Here is a 15,646-nt window from a genome sequence, read left to right on the forward strand (position 1 = left end):
GGCGCGCTCATACCGATCTCCTCCCGCTGGCTAGCGTCAACTCTTCGTCAAGAAGGCTCAGCAACTCACGTTCATCGAGACCGCCGAGGACATCGGCGAAGGTCCGCTGGTTCGCCTCCTCGGCGGGGGCATCGGCCGCCTCGATCTCGGTGAGCAGGTGGTCGGCGAGCGACGCGATGTTCGGGTACGTGAACAGCAGCGTCGCCGAGAAGCTGAGCCCGAGGCTGGACTCGAGACGGTTGCGGAACTCGAGGCTCGTCAGCGAGTCCATCCCGAGGCTGGCGAACACCTCGATCTGGCCGATCGTGGCCGGATCCACGCGGAGCACACGGCCGAGCTGCTCCTTCAGGTGCCCTTCCAGGCGAAACCGCCGCTCCTCGGGCAGCTCCCTCTCCAGCGCCTCGCGGACCCGGACGATGTCCGACGACCTCGGCGCCGCGCGGGCGCGCTCGCGCGTGAGCCGGTCCCAGTAGCGCCACCGCGCGACGCTCGGGTAGGACTCGAGCCACCGGTGCACGTTGAACCGGACGACCGCGATCTGGGGCATGTCCGCCGCGAGCAGGCGCTCCAGCATCCGCAGCCCGTCCGCCTCCGTGAGGCTGTCCATCCCCCGGTCGCCCACGCGGCCCATGACGTCGGCCTGCCGGACCGCGATGCCCACGTCGGAGAAGATCCCCCAGTTGATGCTCAGCGCGGGCAACCCGAGCGCGCGCCGGTGATGCGCGAGGGCGTCCTGGAACGCGCTCGCCGCCGTGTAGTTCCCGTTGCCCGGCGCGCCGAGCAGCGAGGCCACCGACGAGTACATCACGAAGAAATCGAGCGGCCTGCTCGCGGTCAGGGCGTGCAGGTTCCACGCGCCGTGCATCTTCGGGGCCATGGTCTTCCAGAAGCGCTCGGCGCTCTGCTCCATCACCGTGCTGTCGGCGATGACCATGGCCGCATGGACGACCCCGCGGAGCGGCGGGGCGCGCCGGTCGATCGCCGCGAGGAGCTCGACGACCTGGTCGCGGCGCGACACGTCCGCCTGGGCCACGACCACCTGCGCGCCCCGCGCCTCGAGCGCGTCGATCGCGCGCCGCGCCTCCTCGGATGCGCCGCTGCGGCCCGCCAGCACGAGGTGGCGAGCGCCCCGGGCCACCATCCAGCGCGCCAGCGAGAGCCCGAGCCCCCCGAGCCCGCCGACGATGAGGTAGCTGCCGTCCGGCCGCAGATCGACGCCGCCAGCGAGCCTGCCCCGCAGCGCGCCGCGCGCCATCCGCGCGACGTAGCGCTCGCTCGCCCGGAGCGCGATGTGATCCTCGTCGTCCGTGGCGTCGAGCTCTCGCACGAGCGAGGCAGCCTCCTCCGGCGCGCGCGCCGGGGAGAGGTCCACGCGCGTGCACCGGAGCTCCGGGTGCTCGGAGGCGAGCACGCGGCCGAAGCCCAGGAGCGGAGCCTGAGAGACCGACACCGGCGCGGCCTCCGCCACCGCCTGCGCGCCGCGGGTCACGAGCCACAGCCTCGGCGTGTCGCGCCATCCCCTGCGCAGGAGCGCCTGCGCGAGGAACGTCGCGCTCAGCGCCCCGAGGTGCTGATCCCGCTCCAGCGTCTCCAGCGTGACGCCGTCCGCGGCCTGCGCGTCGAGGCTCCACAGGTGCACGACGCCCCGGCACGCCGGGCGGCCGCCGAACGCGTCCTCGAGCAAGAACCGGAACGCCATGGGGTCCGCGAGGTTCAGCGCGTAGAGCCCGGCCCCGAGGCGCGCCGTGATCTCGCCTGTCACCGCGACGACGCAGGTGTCGCCCCGCTGGCGCAGGAGCTCCGCGAGCTCCGCGCCGGTCCCGGCCTGGTCCGCGAGCACGAGCCAGGCGCCGCGCCGGGCGCGCCCCTCGCCGTTCGCCGGCACCGGCGCGCGGCGCTCCCATTCGACGGCGTACAGCAGCTCGTCGTCCTCGTCCGGCGCCGCGAGGTGCCCCTCGGGCCAGGACGCCCGAGGGCCCTCGTCGATCCAGTAGCGCTCTCGCTGCCAGGGGTACGCCGGCAGCGAGACGCAGCGGCCTCCTGACGGATACTGCCGCTTCCACTCCACCGGGTAGCCGTGCGCGTAGAGCGCCCCGAGCGCCTCCAGCAGGCATCGCTTCTCGTCCCGCTCGCGCCGCATCGACGGGAGCGCCGCGCCCACGGGCACCTTCGCGCGCAGCCCCTCCTCGATGGCGGGCGACAGGACCGGGTGCGGGCTCATCTCGATGAACAGCGCGTGCCCGTCGTCCGCGAGCCGCTGCACGGCGCCCGAGAACAGCACCGGATCCCGCAGGTTCCTCGCCCAGTAGTCCGGCCCGAGCTCCTCGCCGCGGCAGATCTCCCCGCTCACGGTCGAGCGCATGGGCACCCGCCCCGCCACCGGCGCGAGCCCGTCGAGCGCCGCCCGCAGCTCCCCGAGGAGCGGGTCCACCTGCGGGCTGTGCGACGCGACGTCCACCTTCACGCGGCGGCAGAACACCCCGCTCCGCGTGAGCTCCGCCAGGATCTCGTCCAGCGCGAGGGGCTCGCCGGACAGCACCGTCGACCGCTCGCTGTTGCTCACCGCCACCGACACGCTCCCCGCGTACCCGGAGATCGCCTGCCGCGCCTGATCCATGGGCAGCTCGACGAGCGCCATCGCCCCCGCGCCGCTGAGCCGCCGCAGCAGCTTGCTCCGGCGGCAGATGACGCGCGCGGCGTCGTCCAGCGTCAGCGCGCCCGAGACGTGCGCCGCCGCCACCTCGCCCATGCTGTGCCCCACCACGGCGTCCGGCTCGACGCCCCACGAGCGGAAGAGCGCCGAAAGGGCCACGCCGATCGCGAAGAGCGCCGGCTGCACGACGTCGATCTGCGCGAGGCGCGATCGCTCCTCGCCCGCGTGGAGCTCCTCCAGGAGCGACCACCCCGTCTCCCTCGCGATCGCCGCGTCGCACGCGACAAGGGCCTCGCGGAAGATCGGCTCCTCCGCGAGGAGCTGCCGCCCCATCCCCAGCCACTGCGAGCCCTGGCCCGGGAACACGAACACGACCCGGGGCCGCGCCGCCGCGCGCGCGTCTCCGCGGGCGACGCCGGCGGCCTCCTCGCCCCGCCCGTAGGCCTCGAGGAGCCCGGCGAGCTCCTGCCGCGAGCCGCCGGTGACGGCCAGCCGATGCTCGTGGTGGCCGCGCCGCGCGCTCGCGGTGTACGCGAGGTCCGCGAGGTCCACACGAGCTCCGGCGGGATCCTCGACAAGGAGCCGCCGGTAAGCCTCCGCCATGGCCGAGAGCGCGGCCGGGCTCCTCGCGGAGAGGGGGAGGAGCACGACCTGCGCGCGGTCGGCCGGCGCGGGCGGGGCGGGCGGCGGGGGCTCCTGCACCACGACGTGCGCGTTGGTCCCGCTGATGCCGAAGGAGCTCACCCCGGCGATCCGCGGCGCGCCTCCGGACGGCCAGGGCAGCGGCGCCACCGGGACGGCAAACGGCGTGCCTTCGAGCGAGATTCGCGGGTTCAGCGTCTGGAAGTGCAGGTGCTTCGGGAGGATCTCGTGGCGCAGCGCCAGCACGACCTTGATGAGCCCCGCCACCCCCGCCGCCGCCTCCAGGTGGCCGATGTTTGTCTTCACCGAGCCGAGCCAGCAGGGCAGCCCGTCAGGCCGCGGCCCGCCCAGCACCTCCTTCAGGGCCGTGAGCTCGATCGGATCCCCGAGGGAGGTGCCGGTGCCGTGGGCCTCGACGTAGCCCACCTGGGCCGGCGAGACGCGGGCGTTCTCCAGCGCCTGCCGCAGGAGCGCCTGCTGCGAGAGCACGTTCGGCGCCGTCAGCCCCGAGGAGCGCCCGTCCTGGTTGACGGCCGAGCCCCGGACCAGCGCCCAGATCCTGTCGCCGTCCCGCTGCGCATCCGAGAGCCGCTTGAGCACGACCATGCCGCAGCCCTCTGCCCGCACGTACCCGTTCGCGGCGGCGTCGAACGTCTTGCATCGACCGTCGGGAGAGAGCGCGTGGGTCTGGCCCACCAGGCACATCGTCAGCGAGGACAGGATGAGGCTGACGCCCCCCGCGATCGCCATGTCGCTCTCGCCGCTCCGGAGGCTCTGGCAGGCGAGGTGGATCGCGACCAGCGAGGAGGAGCACGCCGTGTCCACGGTCATGCTCGGCCCCTCGAGGCCGAAGACGTAGGACAGGCGCCCCGCGGCGGTGCTCGCCCAGGTGCCGGTCGCGCAGTAGGCGTCGAGCTGCCGGGGATCGAGCGAGGCGACGCGGTGCTGGTAGTCCTGGGCCGCCATGCCGACGAACACGCCGGTCCGGCTGCGGAGGAGCCGCTCGGGGGGCTGCCCTGCGTCCTCGAACGCCTCCCAGGCCACCTCGAGCAGGAGCCGCTGCTGCGGGTCGAGGCTCGTGGCCTCGCGAGGCGCGATCCCGAAGAAGCGCGCGTCGAACGCGTCGACGCTGTCCAGCAACCCGGCCCAGCGCGTCCCCGGCGGGCCGTCGGGGATCGCGTCATCGGGCCACCGGGTCGCGGGGACCCGCTGGATCGCGTCGACGCCGTCCTCGAGCATTCGCCAAAACGCCTCGGGATCGCCTCCGCCTCCGGGCAGCCGGCACGACAGGCCGACGATGGCGATCGGCTCGGCCTCCGGCGCCGCCGCGGGCTGCGCTGCCACGCTCGGGGCGCGCGGCGCCGGCGCCGGCGGAGGCGACGCGGATCGAGCTCCGGCGCCAGAGCCGAGCTGCTCGACGAGGTACGCGGCGAGCCCGGCGACGTGGGGGTAGGTCCAGAGCAAGGTGGACGGCAGCGAGAGCCCCAGGCCGGCCTCCAATCCGTTGCGCAGCTCCAGGCTCATCAGCGAGTTGATGCCGAGATCGTTCAGCGGCACGTGCCGGTCGATCGAGCCCGGATCGAGCCGCAGGACCCTGCCCGCGAGCTCCCGGACGAGGCGCTCGATCTGCGAGGACCGCTCCTCCGGCGTCGCGCCGTCGAGCGTCGCCCGGAGGCGCGCGGCCTCGGGCGCGCGCTGCTTCGCGCGCTCGCCCTCGTTGCGCAGGTGCTCCCAGAAGGGCAACGCGGCGGCGGTCGGGTAGAACTCGAGCCACCGGCGCAGGTCGAACCTCATGACGCCGGCCTGGGCCGCCCCTCCCCCGAGCAGGCGCTCCAGCGCGGCCAGCGCGTCCGCCTCGATGAGGAGCCCCGTCCCGCTGCGCGAGAGGCGCCCCGCGGCGCCCTGGCGCCCCTCCGCCGGGGTCTCCTCGGAGAAGAGGCCCCAGTCGATGCTCAGCGCGGGCAGCCCCATGGAGCGCCGGTGGTGCGCGAGCGCGCCGAGGAACGCGTCGACCGCCGCGGAGCCCGCGTCGCCAGGAGCTCCGAGGAGCGGCATCGCCGAGGCGTGCAGGAGGAAGAAGTCGAGGGGCCTGTCCGCGGTCAGCTCGTGCAGGTTCCACGCCCCGCGCGCCCGCGAGGCCGCCGCGGTCCAGGAGCGGTGCACGTCGCGCTCCTGCGCGCCGCCGCCCGCGGCGGCCGGCTCCGCGTGGACGACCCCTCGGAGCACGCCGAACCGCTGCTCGATCGCCGCCACGACCTCGGCCGCCCGCGACGGCTGCGCCACGTCGACCTCGGCCACGACCACCTGAGCGCCTGCCGCTTCCATCGCGGCGATCGCGCTCCGGGCCGCCTCCGTTGCGCCGACCTCGCCGGTGAGCAGGAGGTGGCGGGCGCCCCTGTCCACCATCCACCGCGCCAACGAGAGGCCGAGCCCCTCGAGGCCCCCGGCGATCAGGTAACCGCCATCGGCGCGGAAGCTCGCGCTCGCGCCGGGGCTGGCCCCGGGGACGCCGCGCGCGAGCCGCGCCACGTACCGCGCCGCGCCGCGGAGCGCGATCCGGTCCTCGCGGTCGGCCGCGTCGAGCTCCCGGAGCAGCGCGGCGGCCTCGTCGGCCGCGGGGGTCGGGCTCAGATCGACGCGCTTGCACCGGAGCTCCGGGTGCTCGGCCGAGAGCACACCCCCGACGCCCCAGAGCGGCGCCTGGGCCACCGACACCGGCGCCGGCTCGGTCACGGCCTGCGCGCCGCGGGTCACGAGGCAGAGCTGCGGCGCGTCGCGCCACCCCCGGCGCGAGAGCGCCTGCGCCAGGGACAGCGCGCTCAGGCCTGTGAGGCGCAAGTCGCCCTCGAGCGCCTCCGGCGTCGTCGCCTCCGCCGCCGCGGCGTTCAGGCCGAGGAGATGCACGACGCCCCGGCACGCCGCATCCCCCTTGAACGCGTCGTCCAGCAGCGCCGAGAACGCCGCGCCGTCCGAGGGGTTCACCTCGTAGCGCCCGTCCCCGAGGCGCGCATAACGCTCCCCCGGAACGGCGCGCACGCACGCGTCGCCGCGCTGGCTCAGGAGCGCGGCCAGCTCCTCGCCCGTGCCGGCCCGATCCAGGAGCAGGAGCCACGCGCCGCGCGACGGGCGCGGGGCCGTGGGCGGGAGCCCGGGCTGGCTGCGATGCCAGGCGACGGAGTAGAGCAGCTCCTCCGCGACCCCGGGCGCATCGGGCGTCGCCGAGAGCTCGGGCGCGGGCGCGACGCCCTCGATCCAGTACCGCTCCCGCTGCCAGGGGTACGCCGGCAGCGGGACGCAGCGCCCGCCCGACGGGTACTGCCGCTTCCAGGGCACCGGGTAGCCGTGGGCGTGGAGGGCCCCGAGCGCCTGCAGCACGCTCCGCCGCTCTCCCTGGTCACGCCGCAGCGTGGGGACCGCCTTCCCCCCCGCGCCCCGCTCCGACAGGAGCTCCTGGAGGTTGGCCAGGAGCACCGGGTGCGGGCCGACCTCCAGGCAGATCTCGTGGCCGTCCGCAAACGCTGCGGCGACAGCCCGGGCGAGCTGCACGGGCTCACGGATGTTCCGCGCCCAGTACCCCGCGTCGAGCGCCTCGCCTTCGAGGCGCTCGCCCGTCACGGTGCTGTACATCGCGAGCGACGCCCGGACCGCCGCGACCTCCCCCAGCGCGTCCCGGAAGTCTCGCTGCAAGGGCTCCATCTGCGGGCTATGGAAGGCATAATTGACCCGCAGCATGCGGCAGGGCACCTGCCTCGCCCGCAGGCTCACCACCACCTCCTCGAGCGCGGCCGCGTCGCCGGAGAGCACCACGGAGCGAGCGTCGTTGATCGCCGCGATCGAGATCCGGTCCGCGCGCCCCTCCAGGACGGCCGCCGCCTCGTCCTCGGACAGCGCGACGGAGGCCATCTTCCCGAGGCCGGTGGCGCGCTGCATGATCCGCCCGCGGATCGCCACGAGCCGGACCGCCTCGTCCAGGCTGAGGACGCCGGCGACGTGCGCGGCCGCCACCTCGCCGACGCTGTGGCCGATCACGGCGTCGGGCGTGACGCCCAGCGACCTCCACAGCGCTGAAAGGGCCACCTGCACGGCGAAGATCGCCGGCTGGACGACCTCCGTTTGATCCAGCCGCGAGGTCGCCTCGGGGGCGGCGAGCTCGGCGAGCAGCGAGAAGCCCGCGTGCTGCTTCACGAGCGGCTCGCACGCCTCGATCGCCGCGCGGAAGGTGGGCTCCTCGGCGAGCAGCTGCTGCCCCATCCCCACCCACTGCGAGCCCTGCCCCGAGAACACGAAGACCACCTGGGGCTGCCATCCGAGCACGGTCTGCCCGCTCGCCGCGGCAGGGTGCGCTTCACCACGCGCGCACGCACCGAGCGCCTCGGCCAGCTCCTCCCGGGACCGCCCCACCACGGCGAGGCGAAACTCATGATGGCGGCGCCGCACGCTCGCCGTGTAAGCGATGTCCACGAGCCGGGTGTCGGCCGGAGCGCTGCCAAGGAAGCGCTGGTAGGCCTCGGCCAGGGTGGCGAGCGCCCGAGGGGTCCTCGCCGACAGGGGCAGCAACGTGAGGGGGGCGTCCGGAAGAGCGGGCGGCGCGGCGACGTCGGGCGCCTCCTCCAGCACGATATGGGCGTTGGTCCCGCTCATCCCGAACGAGCTCACGCCCGCCCGGCGGGACCGCCCCCCGCGTGGCCACAGCTCGGCCGCCGCCGTCACCGCGATCGGGAGCTCGGCCCACGGAATGCGCGGGTTGAGCGCGCGCGTGTGCAGCTGCGCCGGCAGCTCCCCGCGCCCCAGCGACAGCACCACCTTCATCAGGCCGGCCACCCCCGCCGCCGACTCCAGGTGGCCGATGTTCGTCTTCACCGAGCCGATCTTGAGCGGCCGGCCTCCGGGCCTCCCCTCGCCATGGACAGCCGCGAGCGCCTCGACCTCGATGGGATCCCCCAGCGCCGTCCCCGTGCCGTGCGCCTCGACGTAATCGATGTCGCCGGGCGAGAGCCCCGCGCTCGCCAGCGCTTGTCGCACGACCGCCTCCTGCGCCTTGCCGTTCGGCACGGTGATGCCGGCGCAGCGGCCGTCGCTGTTCACGGCAGAGCCACGGATGACCGCCAGGATGCGGTCGCCATCACGCACCGCGTCCGACAGGCGCTTCAGCACGACCATGCCGCAGCCCTCGCCCCGGCCATACCCGTCCGCGTCCGCGGAGAACGTCTTGCACCGCCCGTCCGGCGCCAGCACGTGGAGGCGCGACAGGTACACCGGGAGATGCGGGGCCAGCATCAGCTGGACCCCGCCCGCGACGGCCACCTGGCACTCCCCGCCCCACAGGCTCCGGCAGGCGAGGTGGATCGCCGTCAGCGACGACGAGCACGCCGTGTCGACGGCCATGCTCGGCCCCTCGAGCCCGAGCGCGTGCGAGAGCCGGCCCGCGGAGAAGCTCGTGAACGTCCCCGAGAGCGTGTAGGCGTCCATCGCCTCGAGGTCCGCGTGCGCCCGCTGCAGGATGCCGTAGTCGCTCGGCCCGATCCCGACGAAGACGCCTGTCAGCGGCTGCTCGCCGGGCACCACGCCCGCGTCCTCCATGGCCTCCCAGATGACCTCGAGCAGCAGCCGGTGCTGCGGATCGAGGTGGATCGCCTCCCGCGGCGCGATCCCGAAGAAGCGCGCGTCGAACCGATCGGGCGCCGTGGCCAGGAAGGCGCCCTCCCGGACAACCATCTTGCCGGCCGCGTCCGGATCGGGGTCGTAGTACGCTGCGGCGTCCCAGCGGTCCGCCGGGATCGGCCTCACGGCGTCGATCCCCTGCTCGAGCAGCCGCCAGAAGTCCTCCGGGCTCTCCACGCCCCCCGGCAGGCGGCACCCCATCCCCACGATCGCGATCGGCTCGTTCCCGGTCGCGGCGCGCCCTTCGGCGCCGCTGGGGGCCGCGCCGTCCACGCCCGCGCGCTCCTCGGTCCCCGCCAGAGGAGCCTCGCCGGGGCTGCTCGGCGACAGCTCGTCGAGCAAGAAGTCGGTCATCGCGACGACGTTCGGGTGGTTGAACATCACGCTCGACGACAGCGGCCGGCCGAGCGCGCGGCCCAGGCGCGTGCACAGCTCCACGGCCATCAGCGAATCCATGCCGAGATCGAAGAAGCCCCGGGTCGGGCTCACCTCGCTGGCCTCGGCGAACCCCAGCGTCTCGGCGACCGAGGCCTGGATCCATCGCTGGAGCATCCGGCGCCGCTCCCGCGGCGGCGCCGCCGTGAGCTCGTCGCGGAGAACGGGCTCGGCGACGCCCGGCGTGGGCTCGGCGGCGCGCGGCATCTCCGACAGCAGCGGGCGCGGGCCGCTGCTCTCGAGCACCGCGCAGAACCTCGGCCAGTCGACGTCGGCCACGACCACCTGCGCCGCCCCGGCGGTCAGGCAGAAGGACAGGGCCGCCATGGCCTGCTCCGGGCCGAAGGCCCGCACCCCGCGCTCCTCGAGCGAGGCGAGCGCGCTCGTCGCCATACCGCCGCCGCGCCACGGACCGAAGCTCACGGCGACCGCGGGCGCCCCCGCGGCGCGGCGCGCCCTGACGAGCGCGTCCTGGAACGCGTTGGCCGCCGCGTAGCTGGCCTGCCGCGCCGATCCCCACACCGAGGCGATCGACGAGAAGCAAACGAACGCGTCGAGGGGCCGGTCGCGCGTCAACGCGTCGAGCACCGAGGTCCCGTGGACCTTCGGCGAGAGCACCCGGCGGAGCCCGGCGCTGTCCAGGGCCGAGAGCGGCGTCTGATCGGAGACGCCCGCCAGATGAAACACCGCGGAGAGCGGCGGCAGCCGGGCGTCGATGTCCGCGAGCACGGCGGCCATCGCCCCCGCGTCGGCCGCGTCGGCCTGCGCGACGGTCACCGACGCCCCGAGCGCCTCGAGCGACGCGATGAAGGCGCCGTCGTCGCCCGACGCTCCCTTGCGGCTCGTGAGCACGAGGTGCCGCGCGCCCCGCTGCGTCGCCCACCGCGCGACATGCCTGCCCAGCGCGCCGAGCCCCCCGGTGATGAGCGCCGTGCCCGACGTGGACCAGGCCGGCGCGCCGGCCGGCGGCCCGCCGCTGCAGCGCACGAGCCGCTCGACGAATCGCCCCGACGGCCTGAGCGCGACGTGGTCCTCCGCGTCGGGGCTCAGCACCTGCGCCAGGAGCGCGGGGACGTCGTGTTCCCCGGGCGAGGACGGCAGGTCGACGAGCCCTCCCCAGACCTCCGGATGCTCGAGCGCCAGCGTCCGGCCAAGCCCCCAGAGCGCCGCCTGCGCGGGCGCCGTGACCGGGTCGCCCGCGCCCACCGACACCGCCCCGCGGGTCACGAACCAGATCCGCGGCCGCTCGCCGCGCTCTGCCTGCAGGGCGGCGCGCAGCAAGGCCGGCGCGCTCTCGACGCCTCGCTCCAGCGCGGCGTCCAGCGTGTCCTCGCCCTGAGGCGCGGCGCCGAGGCCCCACAGGTGGACCACGCCGCGCACCGGCCCGCGCTCGGCCGCGCGCTCCGCCCACCACGCCGCGAGGCTCTCCGGCGTCGGGTCGCAGGTCCACGTCGGCTCTGCCACGCGCCGCGCGGCGCTCCCCAGGCGGAGCCGGGAGCATGTCGCGCCCGCCGCCTCGAGCGCGTCCGCCAGCCTGTCTCCTGTGACTCCCTCGTCGACGAGCGCGACCCAGTGCCCGGGCGTGGAGGAGCGCGGGCGCGGCGGCAGGGGCTGCGGCTTCCACGAGAGCTCATGGAGCCACGGCTGGATCTCCGCCTCCGCGCGCTCCTGATCCACCCTTGCCCGCAGCGCCTCGAGCACCCGGCCGACGAGGCCGAGCTCCTCGGCCGAGAGCGCCGCCGAGAGCCCGAGCTGCGCCGCGAAGGCCGCCGCGTCGGCCGACCGGAGGAGCGACGGGAGCGCCGGAGGGGGCGCGCCCGGCGCCTCGCGCCGCCGCGTGTCCCCGGGCGCCTCCAGCCAGTATCGCTTCCGCTGCCATGGATAAGCCGGCAGCGGCACGCAGCGCCCGCCCGTCGGATACATCCGGGCCCATTCGACCGGACCCCCGCGCGTGTGGAGGGCGCCCAGCGATTCGAGCAGGCAGCGCCGCTCGTCGCGGCCCCGGCGCAAGGTCGGGGCGACCAGCCCGTCGACCCCTCGCGCCGAGAGGCACCGCTGCACGTTGGCCGAGAGCACAGGGTGCGGCCCCACCTCCAGGAAGATCCGGTGTCCGGCGGTCACGGCGCTCTCGATCGCGCGCGCGAGCAGCACCGGCTCCCGGAGGTTCCTCGCCCAGTACGACGCGTCGAGCTCCTCGCCGCCGATGCCGTCGCCCGTCACGGTGCTCACCATGAGCCTGTCCGCGCGGCGCAGCGCGATCTCCCCGAGCGCGCTCGCGAGCTCCCCCCGGAACGGCTCCATCTGGGGGCTGTGGAACGCGTAGTTCACCGGCAGCTCGCGGCAGTGCACCCGGGCGCGCCGGAGCTCCGCCACCACCTCGCCGAGCGCCGCCGCGTCGCCGGACAGCACGACCGAGCCGGGGTCGTTGACGGCGGCGATCGAGAGCCGCCCCTCGTATCCTTCGAGCGCGCGCGCCGCCTGCTCCGGAGACGCCTGGACGGAGACCATCTTCCCGAGCCCGGTCGCCCGCTGCATGAGCCGTCCCCGGTGGTGGACGATGCGCACCGCCTCCTCGAGGCTGAGCGCCCCGGCGACGTGCGCTGCCGCGATCTCCCCGACGCTGTGCCCGATCACGGCGTCCGCGGCGATCCCCCAGGAGCCGAGGAGCGCCGCGAGCCCGACCTGCACCGCGAACAGCGCGGCCTGGGCCACCTGCGTCTCGTGCAGGCGCGACGAGTCCTCCGGCGCCTCGAGCGCTTCCAGCAGCGACCAGCCGGCGAGCGTCGCGAGCAGCCTGTCGCACGCCTCCACCACGTCGCGGAAGACCGGCTCCTGCCGGAGGAGCGCCCGCCCCATCCCCGGCCATTGCGACCCCTGGCCCGAGAACACGAGCGCCACCGTGGGGCGCTGCCCCGGCGGCGCCTCGCCCTGCGCCGCGCCGGCGCGCGCGACGCCGCCCCGCGCGAGGTCGTCGAGGGCGCCGGCCATCTCCTCCTGCGAGCAGCCCACGACGGCCAGCCGGTGCTCGAGATGGCTGCGCCGGACGCTCGCCGTGTAGCAGACATCGCGCAGCAGAGCGCTCTCCGGCGACCGCAGCCGGGACGCCACCGATCCCGCGAGCGCGAGGAGCGCCGGCCTGGAGCGCGCCGAGAGCACGAGCAGCTCGGGCGGGGCAGGCTCGCCCGCCTCCGCTCGTCGGGGGGCCGCGTCCGGCCCGGGAGCGCGCGGCCCCTCGATCGGCGCCGGCAGGGCGTCCGGCGCGCCGGGTGGAGCCAGCCGGCGCCACGCGACAGGCGCGCCGCGCATGTACAGGGCACCCAGCGAGTCGAGCAGGCACGCCCGGGCCGCCTCGTCCCGCCGCAGCGACGGCAGCGCGACGCCGCTCCGTCCGCTCCGGGCCAGGCTGGACGCGACGGCATGGGTGAGGATGGGGTGCGGATCGAGCTCGAGAAAGACGCTGTATCCGTCGTCGATCAGCCGATCGAGCGCGCCGGCGAGGTGCACCGGCTCCCGCAGGTTGCGCGCCCAGTACGCGGCGTCCTGCGCCGCGCCGTCGAGGCGCGCCCCCGTCACGGTCGAGTAGATCAGCGTCCCGCCGTCGCGCGGCGCGATCCCCCCGAGGGCGCGCTGGAGCTCGGGGCACAGCGCGTCCATGTGCGGGCTGTGCGAGGCGTAATCCATCCGGACCTGCCTGCCCGTCACCCCCTGATCGGCGAGCGCCTGGAGCAGCGCCGCGAGCGCCGCCGTCTCCCCCGAGACCAGGGTCGATCCCGGGCTGTTGCTCCCCGCGATCCAGAGGCGGCCCTCGTGGCCCTGGAGCGCGTGCGCCGTGTCGGGGACGGAGAGCTCCACGACGGCCACCCCGCCCGAGCCGCTCTTCTGCCGGACGAGCCTGCCCATGGCGCAGATGACCGCGGCGGCGTCCTCGAGGGTCAACGCGCCGGCGACGCAGGCCGCCGCGACCTCGCCGATGCTCTGCCCCACCACCGCATCCGGCTCGATGCCCCAGGATCGCCATAACGCCGCGAGCGCGACCTGGATCGCGAAGATGGCAGGCTGGACGACGTCGGCCTCCTCGAGCAGGCGCTCGTCGCCCGTCGCCAGCGCGGCGAGCAGCGACCAGCGCGCGTGCGGCTGCATCGCCGCGTCGCATCGCTGCAGGGTCGACCGGAAGACGGGCTCATCTTGCAGGAGATCGCGCCCCATGGAGAGCCACTGCGAGCCGTGCCCTCCGAACACGAAGGCGATCTTCGGCGGCTGGCCAGTCGCCTCGCCGATCGAGCCGCCCGGCTGCGCGTGCACGGCCAGGACGGCGTCGAGGCGCGCGGCGAGCTCTTCATGAGAGGAGACGGTGAGCGCGAGCCTGTGCTCCTCCCCGCTGAGCCGCGCCGCGGCCGCGCCGCAGAGCGCCTGCACATGGGGCCGCTCGCCGCTGGAGGTGGCGAGCGCATGGACGCGCCGGACCAGGGCCGCGAGCTCCCCGGCGCTCGGCGCGGACAGCGGCAGGAGGTGCGCATCCCGGCGCCGCGCCGCCTCGAGCACGACGTGGCAGTTGGTCCCGCCGAAGCCGAAGGAGCTGACGCCGGCCAGGGCCGGCCCGTGCGCCTTCTCGGGCCACCGCTCCGTCGCTCGCTGCACCGAGAGCCGCAGATCGTCGAACGGGATGTGCGGATTCGGCTGCTCGAAGTGGAGGCTCGGCTGCAGCTCCAGGTGCCGCATCGAGAGCGCGACGCGGATGAGCCCGGCGATGCCCGCGGCGCCCTCGAGGTGGCCGATGTTGGTCTTGACGGACCCGATCCGGAGCGGCCGCTCCGGCGGGCGGTCTGCGCACAGGACGGCGCTCAGCGCCCTCGCCTCGATGGGGTCTCCGAGGATGGTGCCGGTGCCGTGGGCCTCGACGTAATCGACCTGCTCCGGCCTCACCCGCGCGCGCGCGTAGGCCTCGTGAAGGAGGGCTTCCTGCGCCTTCGGGTTCGGCGCGGAGAGCCCGTTGCTGAGCCCGTCGTTGTTGACGGCGCTGCCGCGGATCACGCAGTAAATGGGGTCGCCGGCCGCGAGCGCGAGGGAGAGCGGCTTGAGCACGACCACGCCGCCGCCCTCGCCGCGGGCATACCCGTTTGCGCGCGCGTCGAAGGCCTTCGAGCGGCCATCGGGCGCGAGCGCCCCGAACTTGGACATGGCGACCATGCTCTCCGGGGCGACGATCAGGTTCACGCCTCCGGCGAGCGCGAGGTCGCACTCTCCAAGCCGCAGGCTCTGGCACGCGAGGTGGACCGCGACGAGCGCCGAGGAGCAGGCGGTGTTCACGTGCAGGCTGGGCCCCTGGAGGCCGAGCGCATAGGAGACCCGGGCGGCGAGGATGCTCAGGTCCTGCCCGGCGGCTGTATGCTGGACGATCGCGTCGATGTGGCCGCCATTCACCCTCGCGTAATCGCCCCACATGGCGCCGAAGAACACGCCGGTCTGGCTGCCCTCGAGCGACCGCGGCGGCACGCCGGCGTCCTCCAGCGACTCCCACGAGAGCTCCAGCATCAGCCTTTGCTGGGGGTCCATCTGGACGGCCTCGCGTGGCGAGATATCGAAGAATTGCGGATCGAAATGGTCGACCTGGTCCAGGAACCCGCCACGGCGCGCGCTCATCTTCCCGGGAGCGCCGGGATCGGCGCTGTAGAGCGCGTCGACCTCCCACCGCCCCGGAGGGACGTCGGAGGTCGCGTCCACGCCGCCCCGCAGGAGCCGCCAGAAGGCGTCACGGTCCGGCGCTTGCGGGAACCGGCAGGCGACACCGACGAGGGCGATGGGCTCGGCGCCCCGCGCCCCGAGTGCCCCCTCACCCGGGCGCGCGCCGCGAGGAGCAGGCGAGAGGCTCGGTCCCTCGGCCACGTGACGCGCCAGCCGCTCGATCGTGGGGCACTCCCATATCAGCGTGGGGTGGAGCGGCCGCCCGATGGCCTCCCCCAGCGCGGCGATCAGGCCCATCGCAGCCATGGAGTCGAGCCCGCAATCGCGGAACCTCGCACCGGGATCGATCGACCGTGGCGGCACGCCCGAGCGCTCCGCGATCCTCTCCGTGAGCCATTTCTGTACCTCGGCAATGGTGGAGTGCTGCGTCAGTGGGTCGCGTGACATAGCCGTCTCCTTCAGGAGGGGTGAAAGACCTCGCCTCCGATGGAGCTCCGGCGCCGGCCAGATCTCAGGGCCGAGACACCGAGAGCACAGCCCCTCCCCCATGGCAATCATTACATGGAGACAAAG

The 15,646-nt window shown here is 74.9% G+C and carries 1 protein-coding gene; it reads right to left on the reverse strand.

Annotation, left to right across the window (positions count from 1 at the left end):
- Positions 1–7 precede the first annotated feature (7 nt).
- Entirely contained in the window at positions 8–15,520 is a 15,513-nt protein-coding gene (locus tag WMF17_RS33860; RefSeq protein WP_437645162.1) for an SDR family NAD(P)-dependent oxidoreductase, read from the reverse strand.
- Positions 15,521–15,646: the final 126 nt, after the last annotated feature.

This window comes from Sorangium sp. So ce362 (assembly GCF_051519845.1).
Taxonomy (GTDB): Bacteria; Myxococcota_A; Polyangia; order Polyangiales; family Polyangiaceae; genus Sorangium.

Bases quoted from the DNA above. Each gene is read 5' to 3' on its own strand.
- WMF17_RS33860 (WP_437645162.1), bottom strand. From the start codon at position 15,520: ATGTCACGCGACCCACTGACGCAGCACTCCACCATTGCCGAGGTACAG.